The following is a 14,874-nucleotide window of genomic DNA, read 5'->3' as shown; positions in this document are numbered from 1 at the left end:
GGATTGATTCGAATAATAACGGGATAAGAGATGATGTGGAGATTAAGATATTAAATTTCAAACCGAGTATATGTCGTTTCAGACCTGATGCAAAAAGGTGTAACCTATCACATAATCCCGCTTTTATTGCTGTATCGTTTCAAATGGCAAAAGCTTTTCAAAAAATATTAAAGGAGTTTGACGGAAGTGAAGAAAAGGCTTATGAGCTTGAGAAAGTAACAAGTAGACTTGTATATTGTAATGAATATTTTTGGAATTATTGGGAATATGACCCTATTTCAATTAAATATATTGAAAATATTGTATTTAACAATAATAATCGTAAACAATTATATTATGAATTTAATAAACAACTTAGTAGAGGTGTTTTTTCTTCTCCAAATGACAGTGATAGTAATCCATTTTATTGTGATTTCAATACAAGTTTAGTAAAGGAAAAATAAAATGAAAAAGTGCTTATAACTTTTTAATAAACTATTATAAAATTAAAGTTAATTTATTTGCTTTTTAAGAAAGGAAATATATGAAAAACTTTTCTTTGGTTTTAAGTGGAGGTGGAGCTTTAGGTATAGCACATTTAGGTGTGTTAGATGATTTGGAGGAATATAAGTTATTTCCTTCTGAAATAATCGGTACGAGTATGGGTGGTATTATTAGTGCGGGCATTGCAATAGGTATGAAAGAAAAAGCTATTTTCGAAATAATTAAAGAATTTTCTAATGTTTTTAATTGGATAAAATTTTCTCTTAGCGGTAATGCAATAATAAAGACTGACAAAATTGAAAAGATATTCGATTTAATTTTTGGTAATAAAAAAATAAAAGACACTACTGTTCCTTTAAAAATTATTGCAACTAATCTACGTACTACCGAGTGTAAAGTGTTTACTAAAGATGATGATATTTTAATAAAAGATGCTTTGCTTGCCACAATGGCTATTCCGGGAGTTTTTGAAGAAAAGGAAATAAATAATGAAATATATGTTGACGGATTTTTAACTCAAAATTTAGGTGTCAAAGAAGCATCTTTAGATAATATTATAGCTGTTGACGTGCTTGGTAAAAACTCTTTTTCTACGAGTCTTCCCCAAAATTCCATTAAAACAAAAAATGTCTCGATATGTTTGAAAAATCGTTAAGAATTTTAATTTATAATCAAACTAAACAATCAATAAATAATTTGGATAAAAATAAAAGACTTATTTTACTTGAACCTGATACGAAAAAATATAAAACATATCATTTTCATAAATATAAAGAAATAAAAGAGTGTGGAAAAGGATTATTAATGCAAAACCTGCCATAATATGACATAATGTACTGTATTATTGTATAAAAAAAGGAAAAGGATGAGAACAAAAGATACTTTAAGAAATCTTCTTAAAATTTTAAATATTCTCTATAGCGGTGGGTATGTTACAATAAAAGGATTAATAGAAGAATATGGAATTAAAGATAGGACAGCGAGTAGATATTTAAACGAATATCTTCCCGATGCAGGATTTTCAATTGAAAAAGTCGGTAGAAAATTTAGACTTGCAAATAAAAATCCTGAAATAACCGGAGCAATTGAAGCAATTGAAAATTTTGCTAAAGAAGCCGGATTTTATAATGATATTAAAGATTTTATAAAAACTATCAAGCAAAATTCACTCTCAACTTACATGAAACTTCATATTGAAAATATTGGCGATTATATCGAAAATGTTAATTTAATAGAGAATGCTATTAAACAAAAAAGGATGATTAAGTTTACTTATGATAACGGATATGAATATGAAGTAAAGCCACTTAAAATAGCAAATTTTGAAGGGTATTGGTATCTTTTGGCGCTTGATGAAGATAAATATAAAACATTTCATTTAAAATCAATTAAAAATTTAAAATTTTTAAAAAAGAGTTTTGAAATATCTCCTACTTTTCTTGAAAAACTCGATAACGCAATAAATGTTTGGTTTGAGCCAAATAAAGAACCTTTTAAAGTTGTCTTGAAAGCAGATGAATGGGCAAGTAAATATTTAAAAAGAATTCCTTTAAACCCTACCCAAAAAGAGATTGAAAAACTGCCTGACGGAAGTATTTTTGAGATTAAAATTACTCACGAAATGGAGATAAAAAGATTTGTTAAAAGCTTTTTGCCACAGATTAAAGTGATTGAGCCAAAATGGCTTGATGATAAGATTAAAGAAGAGATAAAAGAGTATTTGTATAAATGAAAAGGAGAAATTATGAGTGATATAAAAGAAATTTGTGATTTTTTGAAAAAATATCGTCAAGTAAAAAATAAAAAACTTGAAGAAGTATGTCACTTACTCAAAAAATTCAAAAAACAAAAAGAAGAGATGAAATTAAGAGGTTTTAACGATTTCAATTATATTGAACTTTTAAAAGGGTTTGATGATGAAAACACACATTCAAAGATAATTGCCGAATTTTTAAATCCTGACGGCAGTCATTATCAGGGAAAAATTTTTTTAGAGAATTTTTTTAGAACGTTGGATATACCGTTTAATATTGATAATTGGAATGTTATTACGGAAAGATTTGTAAGAAATTGTGTTGACAAGGGACAGGGAAGAATTGATATCTATATGACAAACGGTAAAAAACATATTATTTTGGAAAACAAGATTGGAGCTGGAGATCAGGAGGCTCAAATTTTTAAATATGTTGAATGTTTATATAAAGAAAACGAGGATAGTTTGAAACCGGAAGATATTTTTGTTTTATACCTTACAAAAAATAAAAGTTTCCCTTCAAAATACAGTTTGGATAATTATGAAATTAAAAACGGTTATTTGGAAAATAATGGTGAAATAAAAGCCAAAATAAAATGCATCTCTTATGATGAAATATTTAAATGGATGCAGGAAAATTTAAAAGAAGTTGAAAACATTACAAACCTCAGTGAGGCTATAAAACAATATATTAAAGTTGTAAAAAAAATTTTGGGTGAGGAGGAAAATATTATGAACTTGAAAGATTATTTATTAAAAGAAGAACATAGAGAAGTTTTAATAACTCTTATTGAAAATAAAAATGAATTTGAGAAATATGTAAAAAATGATGAAGAATGTCAAAAAATTATTGAAGAAGAGAAACTTGGTGAAGTCTTAGCTAAAATAATTGATGAAATTAACTATAAAGTCTTAGATAAACTAAAAAATATTCCTGATTTAAATATTATAATTGAAAAAAATGAAAATTCTAAATATATAGATAAATTATGTATTGAAAATAAAAAAAACAATAAATTAATTTGTCCTGAATGGCCTTATAACTTTGTATCTAAATATGCTTTTAAAGAGCTTGCTTTGGAAGTTTTAAAAAATGGTGAAAATAATATTATAGAAAAGATTATTAAACTCGTCACAATAGAGCAATAAAAAGCGTATTATTCCCTCAAAAAAGGGGGAATAATGAAATCTTTCGATTTAACTCTTCCAAAATCTCCTGCTGAAATCGAAAATCACTACTTTTGCGAGTGTGGTAACAAATTTGTCGATAAAAATAGATGTCCAAAATGCGGTAATCAGAAGTTTTATACTTATGAAGACGTTAAGAAACTCAACCCTAAATTATACGAACTAAAAGAATCAAATTATGGAATCGAGTGTTTTATTGAATATCCTGTTTTTAATGAAAAAATTATGTTTAAAAAAGAAAGATTAGCAATTTTAATAAATAAAGAAATCAAATTAAGCCAAAAGTTTAGAGAAAAGTTTGATTTTTATTATGATGAAATTGCCACTATTGTTGAAAAATATTTGAAATTTTTAGGGTTGTGGAATGAGAGAAAAAGAGTTTTTAAGTTATTAAAACAGCTTGAGAGTAGAAGAGTTTTAGAAATTATAAAAGTTAAAGATCCTGAAGTTTTATTGTGGAGTGTATATGATGAGGATATTTCGGTAGAAGAATTTTTTGAAAAACTTCTTAAAGACTCTTCTAAATCAGTTAAAAAAGCAATTTATGAAAAGTATAAAAAACAGCTTTATCATCTTGCTTACAATCCTATAATTGATATATTGATTTTAAGGGCGGTTGATGATATTAATTATCAAAGAGAATTAATATCTCTTTCTTGTGAGTATGACGGAGTTGTTAGTATTGATATAGAAAGTATTGAGAAATTTATAAATTTTTTAAGGAGATTTGAACAAAAAGAAATTGTGAAGTTTTTGAAAAAGGCTTTTGAATATAACATTTTCATGTTTTATATTGCTACATTTTTAAACCATCCGATAAAGCGTTATTTTAAAAGTATTGAAGATACGTTAATGAATACAATTGATTATTGTGAATATGAATATTCCATACCTGTGAAATTCAAATTTGATAAATTTGTTTTCAAACTCCCCAAAAATTCAATTGAACTAAAAAATTACGGTAATGAATTGAGAAACTGTCTATCAATGTATACAAATGTTCATAATAAAAGATATTTAATTTTTGGTGTGTTTAAAGGAAGAAAATTAAAATATGCTGTTAATTTCGATAAGCAAAAAAAATTTATTGTCGAAGCAAAAGGTTTTGCAAATTCAAATATTAATGAAAAAGATTATAAAGTGATTGAAAAATTTTTTGAAGAGTTTAAGGAGGCGATATGAAAATAAGTGAAATAATAAATATTAAAAACGATAACGATATAAATATCGATACAAATGATTTGGATGTAGTGTTTTCTCATGAAGGGTTTGCGTTTGTTAAAACCATAAAATGCACTCAAATGGATGAGTGTATAGAAAAGATTAAAAATTCCAGGTTTAATCCAAAAGGTGTAATCGTGAAATTTAAAATAAGCTATGATTTACCTCTAAGTGAAATTGAAAAGTTTATGGATTTTATTTATGAAATTTCAGACAAAGACGCTGATATTATATTCGGAAGTGAAACAACAGAAAATAAAGAAATAGAAATTAATTTAATTTTTACAGGAATAAAAAATGAAAACTTTTTTTGTAAAAATTTGTGATGCTTTAACGAAAGATTTAAAGAAAAGATAATACAGAACAAAAGATTTTATCAAAAGTATGAATTTACGGGATTATAACTTGATTATAACTTGGAAGGAAATGTTGAATTTTTTGACATTGCCGAGAATACAATTTTTAAAGAGAAAATACTTTTTGAGAGTTTTGATTTGTGTCAGTGCAGTTTAAAAATATATGATATCAATATGATGGAAATAAATTTGCAACATTAATAAGTTTGACTTTACAATTGCGCAATCACATCCAAATGAAAAATAATTAATGATTAATTTGATTATGAATTTAATTGTAAGTTTGTAGAAAATGAACTAAAAAACGACTGACACTTACCTCGTTGATTTTTTAAAGATACGAAATTACGGAGTTTTTGAAGTAATGGCGGAGCCGACGGGACTCGAACCCGCGACCTCCGGCGTGACAGGCCGGCATTCTAACCAGCTAAACTACGGCTCCGCATGGTGGTCGCTGCAGGGCTCGAACCTGCGACCCCCAGCTTGTAAGGCTGGTGCTCTCCCAGCTGAGCTAAGCGACCAACATCAATTTATCAAATGGGATTTTTTATTAAGAGGTGGCATCCCCAACGGGATTCGAACCCGTGTCGCCGCCGTGAAAGGGCGGTATCCTAGACCACTAGACGATGGGGACATAAATGGTGACCCGTGCTGGATTCGAACCAGCGGCCCTCTGCTTAAAAGGCAGATGCTCTACCGACTGAGCTAACGGGTCAGCTCTTTGTTTCACAACTTGTCGTTGTGGATTGAAATTATAGAGAAAAACTTTTTTAATGTCAATACTTTTTGGGAAAAAATAGAAAAAATTATGAGTTTTTTATATTTTTTCTTATAAACTCGATAAAGGTACTGAAAATAGGAGTTATTTCTTTGTTTTTATGATAGATAAGATAAAATTTTCTTTGGAAATTTATATTTTTTACGTCTATTTTATATAACGTTTTATTTTTAATTTCGTTTTTAACTGCGAGTTCTGAAATGCAGGTTATCGTGTTTGGTGATAGGAGTAGGTTTTTTATTTCGCAAACATCATCGCTTTCTATAAATTTGTCTATTTTTATATCTTCTATTCCTGCTAAAAACATATCTCTTGTACCCGAGCCTTTTTCTCTTAATATCCACAGTTTATTTAAAAGCTCGTCTATAAAATATTCTTTTTTTGTTAGGTTTTTATCCGAGCTGACTACTATAAGATTATCTTTTTTTAGTTCTTCTTTTATGATATCTTGATGGTCGAATTCCGTTTCGATGAATCCGAAGTCGATTTTTCCTTGTAGTAATTCCTCTATTATTTGTTTAGAGTTTTTCGAGTTTTTATTTAGTTTAATATTTGGATATTTGTGGATAAATTTTAAGTAAATTGGAGGTAAAAGGAAATTATTTATCGTTTTACTCGCACTAAAAATAAGCTCACCGCTTAAATTTTTCGTCTTAAATAAATTTTCAGCGCTTATAATTTCAAAATAGGCTTTTTCTGTTTTTTCTTTGAAAAGTTTGCCGTTTTCGTTTAATATAAGTTTTTTGCCGATTCTGTTGAAAAGTTTAGTGTTTAGTTTGTTTTCTAAAGATTTAATAGCAAGTGAAACTGCGCTTTGCGAAAGGTTTAGTATTTGTGCTGTTTTTGTAACGTTTTGTGTTTTTGCAAGCATGAGGAATATTTCAATTTCTTTTAAAGTCATGGTGTTCCTTATTAAAAATATTAATTATTTTATTTAAAATATTTAATTTTGTAAAACTAAACTGATTAAATAAAATGCTCTTCAAAAAAATAGGAGTGATAATGAATCGTATAAATATAGAATTATTAAATACGATAAATGAACATTTTAAGCATTTCGATCAAGATTTTTTAAAGCAAAAGCCTTGTAGGATAAGTGTTGATAAAGTACTTGAAAAGATAAAAAATAATGAAAAAATTTTAATTGTGGATATAAGAACGGAATTTGAGACTCAGCTTGTGGGTTATACATACAAAGATAGTATCAATATTCCTTTAAATAAACTTTTTGAAGAAGAGAATATTAAAAAACTACTTGAGTATCAAGACAAAGGGTATGAGCTTATTATTAGTTGTCACAGCGGAGCAAGAACTATTGTTGCTACGGCGTTTTTGCATCTTTTGGGTATAGAGAGTGCCAAATCTCTTGAGGGTGGTATTGCGGCTTTTGCCGATGCGGTAAAACCTTAAAGACTCAGTAATGCATACGTATGTTTTTACATTGATAAGCGGATTGTTATCCGGTCTTGCTTTAGGTTTGACAGGCGGAGGAGGTTCGATTTTGGCCGTGCCTTTGCTTGTATATTTGGTAGGGATAAATATTCATTTGGCGATTGTGACTTCTTTGATTGCCGTAGGGGCTACTTCATTGATATCGTCAATTACGTATATGAAACAAAATTTAGTCAGATTTAAAGTGGCGTTTTTAATGGCGGCACCAGGAATTCTAAGTACTTTTTTGGGCTCATTAATAAATAAAAAACTCAACGGACATCTATTGCTTATAATGTTTTCTTTTTTGATGTTTTATATCGGTTTTAGAATGCTAAAAAAAAGAAATATCGAAAATGTTAAAAGTGATACACAAAATATTCTAAAGATATTGTTTTTCGGGTTTATAGTAGGGTTTTTGAGCGGACTTTTCGGTGTTGGAGGTGGTTTTTTGCTTGTGCCGGCTCTTTATTTGGGAGTAAATTTGTCTATGAAAGAGGCAGTTGGGACGTCTTTATTTATTATTTTTATGTACGGATTATTCGGTATGACGAGTTATATAGTTGAAAAAAGAGAAATCGATTTTTTGATTAGTGCGATTTTCGTGCTTGGAGGAGTGTTTGGAGGGTTTATCGGTGCGTACATAGGAGAACATCTCAATCAAGAAAAGTTAAGGAAAATATTTGCATACTTTACAATGGCAATGGCAGTTTTTATTTTCTTGGAAAATATCGGTTATTTTATATGAATTCGATTTTATAAAAATTTTTTAATTCTTTATAAATATCCGGAAAATGCTTTTTTAAAATCTGAGGTTTCATAAAGTAGTACTCACTCATTACTGCGAAAAATTCGGCCTCGTTTGTGGCCGCGTATTTGTCAATTAGAGAAAATTTGCCTAAAAATCTATTTTTTAACGTTTTTTGTTTGAATTTTTTATATTCTCCGAACATTATTTTGACCCATTCGTTGTATTTGGATGTTTCAATCGGTGGTATTCCATCAATTACTCCGTCTGCGGCGTCAAGCTGATGAGCGAATTCGTGGATAATTACATTTCTGAAATTTGGGTGATGAATCTCTTTTTTTGCTTCATCCCAAGCAATTATAACGTTTTCGCCGGTTGCTTCACCTTCTATGATTTCTTCTTCTTGTACCACATAGCCATTTTGGAGATTTTTTAGGATTACCGGGTGGGGGTAGATGTATATATTTTTTAGATTAGGGTAACAAAAATCAATATATGCAATACTCGGCAGACATGCATAAAATGCTATTAAAGTTTTTATTTCGTCGTTGAGGTTTATATTTACGGGTATGAAATTTTTCTCAAGCAAAAATCTTTGAATTTTATATTCTAAAATTCTTTTTTGTTTTTCGTTTAGTTTTTGGTATTGAGGTAGATTTTCGATATATTTTTTTAGATTTTGGGGCAATGGAGTCGATTTTAGTTTTTTTAGTTTTTGTAAATATCTGAAATGAGAGATTATCTGAAAAATAATAAAAACAAAAAATGCTCCCCAAAGGAGCAAGAGAAAGTTTTTGAAATTATCCATAAATAGCGCTAACCGCTTTAAATCCCGCAGCGGCAAGAACTATAGAACCGATTACGTTTAATGTGATATATACCAAGCTTTCGATAATAAGCCCGTTTTTAAATAAAAAGAAGCTTTCGATAGCAAAAGTTGAAAAAGTTGTAAGTGCTCCCATCATACCCGTAGTAAGAAGTGATTTTAGATATGGATTTTCGATCACGTTCATTTGAATCAGTCCGATTAATAATCCCAATGTAAAACTTCCGATCCAATTCACGGCAAGGGTACCAAAAGGTATGTCGTGTTTAATTATTCCGTTAACAAGTCCGGCAGTATAAGCTCTAAGAATCGCACCTATAAAACCGCCGATTCCGATTGCAAGATAGGTATCGAATTTCATAAATCTCCTTTTTTTATTAGTGTAAATCTTTAATATTAATTAATTATTAAGTTTTTGATACTCTTTATCGAGTATTTCTTGCATTTTTTTTCTTGTTTCTTCATACCAATTCGGGTTGTCTTTTGGGTAGAAGCTGTCAAGAAAAATTACTTTTATCGTTTGAGGCTCTATTCTAAAAGGATTTTTTTTAAATGCGAAAGGTAAATTTATAATTACAAAAGGTTGTACTTTCAAATTCAGTTTTTCAGCAACTCCCTTAACTCCGTTTTTCCAGGTTATCATTTTTTTCGGATCGAGTTTGTTTCTTGTTCCTTCCGGGAACAATACTACTTTTAAGCCTCTTTGTGTTCGTTCTTTTATCTCTTTTATCATTTGAAGGATTGAGCGTTTGTTGTTTCTATCTACCAAAATCATATCTGTTTTGGTGAGCATATATTTGATAACGGGGGTTTCACCAAGCTCTTTTTTTGCTACCCAGATAAGTTTTTCGGGGATTATCGTTTCCATAAGAGCGATATCCATATTGTGAGTGTGATTTCCTATAAGTAGCTGCGCTTCAGGGTCAAGTTTGCCTTCTATTATTATCTCTTTTGCGAACATTTTAGTGAGGATTTTGGAGCAAGTTTTTCTATAAAAAAGTTCGTTTTTTGGGTTTATACCGCAAAGTATCGACGTAATAAAAACGCAGAGAGCTCCAATTATTATTTTGAATATGGAAATAATACTATTTAGTATCTTCATCTCTCACCCATCCGATTTTGTTGTTAATTTTTACTTTAATATAACCTTTTAATTTTTTAAGTACTTCTACTTTTCTTCTTTGGTGAGTAATATAAATGACCGTGGATTGTTTAGTCGGTAAGATATATACTTTTGTGTTTTTAGGAAGTGTGACGCTTCCTTTTGGAATATAAGGATACACAAGAAGTGCGGAAAGAAGAATAGGGAATATCAAAAGCCAAATTTTTTGATAGATAATAAAAATCAAAAGAGTGAATGCAATTAATGATAATATTAAAATGTTTATAGGTGTGAAAAAGTTGTTTTCTTCAGGGTTAATATTTGTTTGAGTGCTTATCGTTTCGTCTTTTAAAATTATCGGTATCGTTATTTTATTAAAAGTATTTGTTTGAGTGTTGAAATAGTAAAAAGTCAATTTTTTTTGGTTTTTCGGAAGAATTACGTAATAAGACGCCGAATTAGCATCTCTTATAGTTATATTTTGTTCGTATGGTAGTTTGAAATCGGAGATATTACAATTTTTGCAAAAAATATCAAATGATAAAATAGTCGAGTTTTCATCGTTTTTTGCGGCTATAGGGTTTTTTACTACCAAGTTATCGGCAAACACTCCGCAAAACATTTTATTAGGTGAATTTAATGTTCTAACTTTGATATATTTATTTAAATCTAGCTCTTTATAAAATTTTCGACCTATTAAAATAACTTTAGGAATTTGCGGAGTGATTTTTGTTTTTAAATTTAAAATATATAAGTAGTCGTTTTTTTTAGTAAGATTTACTTCCATATTTTCTGGTGGAATTATAGTTAAATTATTTGCTTTTGAAAGGGCTATTCTGATATTGAAATTAGCAATTTGATTTTGATAATAAAAAGGTTTTATGTTTTCAAATTTAATTATTGCATCTGTTTTTGCAAATAAAAAAGTGAAAAAAAGAAGAAAAACTAACTTTCTCATTTGCTCGCTAATTGATATTCGTTTTCAAATTTTTTAATGTAACTGAAAAATTGTTTTCTTCTTTTACCCCATAGAGTGATTTTTGCAGATTTTCTGATTCTAAGCGGATTTATCCAATGTCCGTAATGCATAACTCCGAAGTGAAGGTGAGGTCCTGTGGAAAGCCCGCTGTTTCCGAGATATCCTATTACTTGTCCTTGTCTTACCCATTGACCGATACGAAGACCTCTTGGCCAGCCGTGTAAATGTCCGTATAGAGTGATATATCCGTTTGCATGTTTAATTTTTACTACTCTACCATATCCTCTTACCCAGCCTTTATAAATTATTTTTCCGTCGGCTACTGAGTGAATAGGAGTTCCAATTCTATTTACGTAATCAATACCGTCATGCATTCTCCATTTATGAAGAATAGGATGAAATCTTCTTCCAAAATAAGATGAAATTCTTTTGTAATGAAGTGGGGCCGGTAAAAACATACCTCTTAAACTTCTCGCTTTTTCATCATAATATCTACCGTCGTAAGGATTATAAAAAGCTTGATAGTTGAATTGCTTGTTTTTTATATTCGCATATAAAATTTTAACGTCTTTAACTTCACCGAATCTTGTTTTTTCTTCATAAATGATTTTTATTTTTGTATTTTTCGGAATATGTCTGAAATTAATTTTATCGCTGAATATATTGATAAGTTTTGAAGAAAGCTTTCTAATGCCGGTAGTTTTATAAATATCATAACTTAAATAATTATTAAGAGTAATATCGGCACTTTTGATTTCGGTGTCATATATAATTGGAACTACTTTTGTTATGTATTTGCCGTTGTTGTTAATTATTTGAAGTTGTTCTTTTGAGTTTAAAGGAATTAACGCTTGTTTTAGAATATTGTTATCTTTTAAAATAAATATTTTTTCGCCTATTGGAAGTCTTCTGACTTTTCTTTTTAAATTACTTGGTAGGTTGTAATAAATGCTTACAGGAAGTGAGTTGTTTTTTAAGAAGTCATAAAACGTGTCTTTATGACCCCATGTTTTTATATCCACTTTGTAAGCAAGTGCGAAAATCGGTACTAAAAGTATCAGTAAAAATTTTTTCATTTAAAAAAGCCCTTTAACATTTTGATTCCGTCTTCGCCTCCTAAAATACTCTCCATCGCACGTTCAGGGTGCGGCATGAGGCCGAAAACGTTTTTGTTTTCGTTACAAATTCCGGCAATTGCGTCAACACTGCCGTTTGGATTGAGTTCGTTTCCGTGTTCGTCACAATATTTTAGCAAAACTTGTTCCGAATCGTACATTTTCTTTAAAGTATCATCGTCAACTTTATAATTTCCTTCAGCATGTGCTATAGGAATATTTACGATATCTCCCACATTTAGTTCGCTTAAAAATTTATTATTGTTATTTACTACTTTTAAATGGTGATATTTTGATATGAAATGCAAAGAATCGTTTCTTGTCAAAGCACCCGGCAATAGATGAGATTCTACGAGTACCTGAAATCCGTTACAAATTCCAAGAACGTATCCGCCTTTTTTTGCGAAATCTTTTACTTCGTTCATAATTGGGGAAAATCTTGCAATCGCACCGCTTCTTAAATAGTCACCATAGCTAAAACCACCCGGTAATACGACTAAATCCGGATTTTTTAAGTCGTGTTCGTTATGCCAAACAAACTCGACTTTAGCTCCTAGTTTTTCAAAAGCCCATTTCGTGTCTCTATCACAATTCGTACCGGGAAAAACGATTACACTTACTTTCATTCTTTAACCTTGATTTCATAATTTTCGATAACAGGATTTGCAAGAAGCTCTTTTGCCATCTCTTCAACTTCTTTAATCGCTTCTTCTTTGTTGTCAGTATCTATATCAATAAGAATTTGTTTTCCTACTCTTACGTCGTTTACGTTTTTAAATCCTAAAGTTTCAAGAGCGTGATGTACCGCTTTTCCTTGAGGGTCTAATACGCCTTTTTTAAGATGTACGTTTACTGCAACTATCATTTTACTTCCTTTAGTCTATTTAATACTTCGGTATATGCTTCTTTGATATCTCCGAGATTGAATCTGAATAAATCTTTGTCAAGTTTTTGACCTGTTTTTTTATCCCATAATCTACAAGAATCCGGTGTAATTTCATCCGCTAAAATAATATTTCCGTTTTCGTCTTTTCCGAATTCGATTTTAAAGTCTACTAAAATTAATCCCACTTTGTCAAAGAATTTAGTTAGAAAATCATTAACTTTTCTTCCGTAATCTCTAAGAAGGTCAAGTTCTTTTCTATTATCTACAAGATTTAAAATCATCGCGTGGTCGTCGTTGATTAAAGGGTCGTTAAGGTCGTCGTTTTTATAATAAAACTCAACGATTGTAAAAGGGAGTTTTTCACCTTCTTTTAATCCTAATCTTTTAGCAAGACTACCTGCTGCTATATTTCTTACTACCACCTCGATAGGAATAATTTCTACTTTTTTTACAAGTTGTTTTGTTTCGTCTATTTGTTTTATTAAGTGAGTCGGAATTCCTTCTTTTTCAAGCGCTTCGAAAATTAAAGTCGTAATAGCGCAATTAAGTGCTCCTTTTCCGGCTTCTTGAGAAGCTTTTTCTCCGTTAAACGCCGTTAAAGAGTCTTTGAATTCACAGATAACTTCGTTAGGATTATCAGTCTTGTATATTCTCTTGGCTTTTCCTTCATAAAGTAATTCCATATCAGCTCCTTATTTTTTCGATTCGTTTTGGATTATTAAAGCTTTTAAAATATCAGCACCCGTTAATAATTGCAAATCACCGTTAATTTTTTGTAAATTCTTAGGATTTTCTTTTTTTGTTTTTTTATGTTCTATTTTTGCAAGTTCGGCTTTTAGATGCGCTTTTAGATTCGCTTCTTTGATGAGTTCCGCAGGTTCTTCTTTTTGAATTTTTGCAGGATGAACGACAATATCAGGTGTTACGCCTTTTGCTTGAATAGTTCTTCCGCTTGGCAAATAATATCTTGCGACTGTGAGTCTAATCGCTTCGTTTTTATTAACCGGAAGAATTGCTTGAACGCTTCCTTTACCGAATGTAGTTTCACCTACGATAATCGCTCTTTTGTGGTCTTGTAAAGAACCGCTTACGATTTCGCTCGCACTTGCGCTTCCACCGTTTACAAGTACGACTATAGGAATATTTTTATATGTTCCTGCGCTATGAGCGTAATATACTTCGTTTTCGCTTTTTACTCTACCTTTTTGAGATACCAAAACTCCTTTGTCTACAAATAAATCAAGAGTTCCTACCGCTTGATTTAATAAACCTCCAGGATTGTTTCTTAGGTCTATAATTATTCCTTCTTTTCCTTCTTTTTTAAGATTCGCAAGGATTTTTTTGAGGCTTGGTACGACGTTTTTATCAAAAGATGAGATTCTTATATATTTAATTTTTGGGTAATTTTCCAAATCTTTCGCTTTTACCGATTTTACTTTGATGATAGCTCTTGTGATTGTTACGGTGAAAGGTTTTTGTCCTTTTCTAACGATAGTAAGGGTAATTTTCGTACCCGGTTTTCCTCTCATTAGGCTTACCGCTTCATCAAGACTCATATCAATAGTTGCTTTGTCGTTGATTTTTAGAATAATATCTCCGGCTTTTAGTCCCGCTTTATATGCAGGTGTGTCGTCTATCGGAGAGATAATTGTCAAAACTCCGTTTTTCATACCTACGACGATACCTAATCCTCCGAATTCTCCGTTTGTTGAAATTTTGAGTTCTTTATACGCTTTTTTATCAAGATAGCTTGAATGTGCGTCAAGTTCCGGTAATAAACCTTTTAGAGCTTTATTAATAATAGTAGTAGTGTTGATGTCGTCGACATAATACGCTTCAATCATATTGACGACTTTTACGAATTTTTCATATGCGGCAAGTCTTGTTTGTTGAGATTCTCTTGCGGAAAGTAATGAGACTACAACAAACAGGGCTAAAACAAATTTTTTCAAGCAATCTCCTTGTGGGTTTTTGAAATTCTATTATAAAGGTAGTGAAAAATCAAGAA

The 14,874-nt window shown here is 30.2% G+C and carries 19 protein-coding genes and 4 tRNA genes; 9 read left to right on the top strand and 14 right to left on the bottom strand.

Features of this window, described 5'->3' with window-relative positions; translation table 11 throughout:
- The 7 genes from EDC58_RS03675 to EDC58_RS03650 all read left to right on the top strand — a co-directional run.
- The coding region (locus EDC58_RS03675) for a hypothetical protein (RefSeq protein WP_211325221.1) at positions 1–443 on the top strand (443 nt) is incomplete at its 5' end.
- 80 nt (positions 444–523) lie between these two features.
- On the top strand, positions 524–1,138 hold the full coding sequence (locus EDC58_RS03670) for a patatin-like phospholipase family protein (RefSeq protein WP_211325220.1): 615 nt from the start codon (positions 524–526) through the stop codon (positions 1,136–1,138).
- Positions 1,120–1,305: a hypothetical protein gene (locus EDC58_RS10145; RefSeq protein ID WP_211325219.1), complete on the top strand. Its 186-nt coding sequence runs from the start codon at positions 1,120–1,122 to the stop codon at positions 1,303–1,305. The genes EDC58_RS03670 and EDC58_RS10145 overlap by 19 nt, the downstream gene beginning before the upstream one ends.
- A gap of 43 nt (positions 1,306–1,348) precedes the next feature.
- Entirely contained in the window at positions 1,349–2,215 is an 867-nt protein-coding gene (locus EDC58_RS03665) for a helix-turn-helix transcriptional regulator (RefSeq protein WP_123352141.1), read from the top strand.
- Positions 2,216–2,227: 12 nt separating this feature from the next.
- Positions 2,228–3,385, top strand: a complete 1,158-nt coding sequence (locus tag EDC58_RS03660) for a PDDEXK-like family protein (protein ID WP_123352140.1) — start codon at positions 2,228–2,230, stop codon at positions 3,383–3,385.
- A 33-nt stretch (positions 3,386–3,418) separates the two neighbouring features.
- Positions 3,419–4,606, top strand: coding sequence for a PcfJ domain-containing protein (locus EDC58_RS03655; RefSeq protein ID WP_123352139.1), 1,188 nt, complete (start codon positions 3,419–3,421; stop codon positions 4,604–4,606).
- A complete protein-coding gene (locus EDC58_RS03650; RefSeq protein ID WP_123352138.1) occupies positions 4,603–4,971 on the top strand; it encodes an FtsZ/tubulin family protein in 369 nt (122 codons plus the stop codon). The genes EDC58_RS03655 and EDC58_RS03650 overlap by 4 nt, the downstream gene beginning before the upstream one ends.
- Positions 4,972–5,366: 395 nt before the next feature.
- Here EDC58_RS03650 and EDC58_RS03645 read toward each other — a convergent pair.
- From EDC58_RS03645 to EDC58_RS03625, 5 genes are all read right to left on the bottom strand, one after another.
- Positions 5,367–5,443: transfer RNA gene (locus EDC58_RS03645), tRNA-Asp, on the bottom strand.
- A gap of 3 nt (positions 5,444–5,446) precedes the next feature.
- Positions 5,447–5,522, bottom strand: a tRNA-Val gene (locus EDC58_RS03640).
- A 37-nt stretch (positions 5,523–5,559) separates the two neighbouring features.
- Positions 5,560–5,635 (bottom strand) — tRNA-Glu (locus EDC58_RS03635).
- Positions 5,636–5,640: 5 nt separating this feature from the next.
- A tRNA-Lys gene (locus tag EDC58_RS03630) sits at positions 5,641–5,716 on the bottom strand.
- A gap of 91 nt (positions 5,717–5,807) precedes the next feature.
- Entirely contained in the window at positions 5,808–6,680 is an 873-nt protein-coding gene (locus EDC58_RS03625; RefSeq protein ID WP_123352137.1) for a LysR substrate-binding domain-containing protein, read from the bottom strand.
- A gap of 101 nt (positions 6,681–6,781) precedes the next feature.
- Here EDC58_RS03625 and EDC58_RS03620 point away from each other — a divergent pair, with 101 nt between their 5' ends.
- Together EDC58_RS03620 and EDC58_RS03615 are read left to right on the top strand one after the other, a co-directional pair.
- Positions 6,782–7,189, top strand: coding sequence for a rhodanese-like domain-containing protein (locus EDC58_RS03620; RefSeq protein ID WP_170151106.1), 408 nt, complete (start codon positions 6,782–6,784; stop codon positions 7,187–7,189).
- Between the two features lie 10 nt (positions 7,190–7,199).
- Entirely contained in the window at positions 7,200–7,958 is a 759-nt protein-coding gene (locus tag EDC58_RS03615; protein WP_123352135.1) for a sulfite exporter TauE/SafE family protein, read from the top strand.
- Here the strand turns inward: EDC58_RS03615 and EDC58_RS03610 are convergent.
- The 9 genes from EDC58_RS03610 to EDC58_RS03570 are packed head-to-tail and all read right to left on the bottom strand — an operon-like array spanning position 7,951 to position 14,818.
- Positions 7,951–8,766 (bottom strand): M90 family metallopeptidase, encoded by an 816-nt coding sequence (locus EDC58_RS03610; protein WP_123352134.1) that lies wholly within the window; start codon positions 8,764–8,766, stop codon positions 7,951–7,953. The genes EDC58_RS03615 and EDC58_RS03610 overlap by 8 nt on opposite strands.
- Positions 8,759–9,145, bottom strand: coding sequence for a fluoride efflux transporter CrcB (gene crcB / locus EDC58_RS03605; protein WP_123352133.1), 387 nt, complete (start codon positions 9,143–9,145; stop codon positions 8,759–8,761). Before crcB ends, EDC58_RS03610 begins: the two co-directional genes overlap by 8 nt.
- A 39-nt stretch (positions 9,146–9,184) precedes the next feature.
- Entirely contained in the window at positions 9,185–9,886 is a 702-nt protein-coding gene (locus tag EDC58_RS03600) for a lysophospholipid acyltransferase family protein (RefSeq protein WP_123352132.1), read from the bottom strand.
- Positions 9,870–10,844, bottom strand: a complete 975-nt coding sequence (locus tag EDC58_RS03595; RefSeq protein ID WP_123352131.1) for a hypothetical protein — start codon at positions 10,842–10,844, stop codon at positions 9,870–9,872. The genes EDC58_RS03600 and EDC58_RS03595 overlap by 17 nt, the downstream gene beginning before the upstream one ends.
- Positions 10,841–11,941 carry a M23 family metallopeptidase gene (locus EDC58_RS03590; protein ID WP_123352130.1) on the bottom strand — a complete coding sequence of 367 codons (1,101 nt, stop codon included), beginning with the start codon at positions 11,939–11,941 and terminating at the stop codon, positions 10,841–10,843. Before EDC58_RS03590 ends, EDC58_RS03595 begins: the two co-directional genes overlap by 4 nt.
- The gene (purQ, locus tag EDC58_RS03585; protein ID WP_123352129.1) at positions 11,938–12,606 is read right to left on the bottom strand and encodes a phosphoribosylformylglycinamidine synthase subunit PurQ; all 669 of its coding nucleotides are present in this window, start codon (positions 12,604–12,606) and stop codon (positions 11,938–11,940) included. Before purQ ends, EDC58_RS03590 begins: the two co-directional genes overlap by 4 nt.
- Complete coding sequence (purS, locus tag EDC58_RS03580) at positions 12,603–12,845, bottom strand: phosphoribosylformylglycinamidine synthase subunit PurS (protein ID WP_123352128.1); 243 nt, start codon at positions 12,843–12,845, stop codon at positions 12,603–12,605. Before purS ends, purQ begins: the two co-directional genes overlap by 4 nt.
- Entirely contained in the window at positions 12,842–13,549 is a 708-nt protein-coding gene (gene purC, locus EDC58_RS03575) for a phosphoribosylaminoimidazolesuccinocarboxamide synthase (protein WP_123352127.1), read from the bottom strand. Before purC ends, purS begins: the two co-directional genes overlap by 4 nt.
- Before the next feature lie 9 nt (positions 13,550–13,558).
- The gene (locus EDC58_RS03570; RefSeq protein WP_211325218.1) at positions 13,559–14,818 is read right to left on the bottom strand and encodes a S41 family peptidase; all 1,260 of its coding nucleotides are present in this window, start codon (positions 14,816–14,818) and stop codon (positions 13,559–13,561) included.
- Positions 14,819–14,874: the final 56 nt, after the last annotated feature.

Origin of the sequence: Caminibacter pacificus, from assembly GCF_003752135.1 — a bacterium.
GTDB lineage: Bacteria > Campylobacterota > Campylobacteria > Campylobacterales > Nautiliaceae > Caminibacter > Caminibacter pacificus.
The sequence above is the reverse complement of the archived record's forward strand: the minus strand, read 5'-3'. Positions and strand labels throughout refer to the sequence as shown.

Bases quoted from the DNA above. Each gene is read 5' to 3' on its own strand.
- EDC58_RS03670 (WP_211325220.1), top strand. From the start codon at position 524: ATGAAAAACTTTTCTTTGGTTTTAAGTGGAGGTGGAGCTTTAGGTATA.
- EDC58_RS10145 (WP_211325219.1), top strand. From the start codon at position 1,120: ATGTTTGAAAAATCGTTAAGAATTTTAATTTATAATCAAACTAAACAA.
- EDC58_RS03665 (WP_123352141.1), top strand. From the start codon at position 1,349: ATGAGAACAAAAGATACTTTAAGAAATCTTCTTAAAATTTTAAATATT.
- EDC58_RS03660 (WP_123352140.1), top strand. From the start codon at position 2,228: ATGAGTGATATAAAAGAAATTTGTGATTTTTTGAAAAAATATCGTCAA.
- EDC58_RS03655 (WP_123352139.1), top strand. From the start codon at position 3,419: ATGAAATCTTTCGATTTAACTCTTCCAAAATCTCCTGCTGAAATCGAA.
- EDC58_RS03650 (WP_123352138.1), top strand. From the start codon at position 4,603: ATGAAAATAAGTGAAATAATAAATATTAAAAACGATAACGATATAAAT.
- EDC58_RS03625 (WP_123352137.1), bottom strand. From the start codon at position 6,680: ATGACTTTAAAAGAAATTGAAATATTCCTCATGCTTGCAAAAACACAA.
- EDC58_RS03620 (WP_170151106.1), top strand. From the start codon at position 6,782: ATGAATCGTATAAATATAGAATTATTAAATACGATAAATGAACATTTT.
- EDC58_RS03615 (WP_123352135.1), top strand. From the start codon at position 7,200: ATGCATACGTATGTTTTTACATTGATAAGCGGATTGTTATCCGGTCTT.
- EDC58_RS03610 (WP_123352134.1), bottom strand. From the start codon at position 8,766: ATGGATAATTTCAAAAACTTTCTCTTGCTCCTTTGGGGAGCATTTTTT.
- crcB (WP_123352133.1), bottom strand. From the start codon at position 9,145: ATGAAATTCGATACCTATCTTGCAATCGGAATCGGCGGTTTTATAGGT.
- EDC58_RS03600 (WP_123352132.1), bottom strand. From the start codon at position 9,886: ATGAAGATACTAAATAGTATTATTTCCATATTCAAAATAATAATTGGA.
- EDC58_RS03595 (WP_123352131.1), bottom strand. From the start codon at position 10,844: ATGAGAAAGTTAGTTTTTCTTCTTTTTTTCACTTTTTTATTTGCAAAA.
- EDC58_RS03590 (WP_123352130.1), bottom strand. From the start codon at position 11,941: ATGAAAAAATTTTTACTGATACTTTTAGTACCGATTTTCGCACTTGCT.
- purQ (WP_123352129.1), bottom strand. From the start codon at position 12,606: ATGAAAGTAAGTGTAATCGTTTTTCCCGGTACGAATTGTGATAGAGAC.
- purS (WP_123352128.1), bottom strand. From the start codon at position 12,845: ATGATAGTTGCAGTAAACGTACATCTTAAAAAAGGCGTATTAGACCCT.
- purC (WP_123352127.1), bottom strand. From the start codon at position 13,549: ATGGAATTACTTTATGAAGGAAAAGCCAAGAGAATATACAAGACTGAT.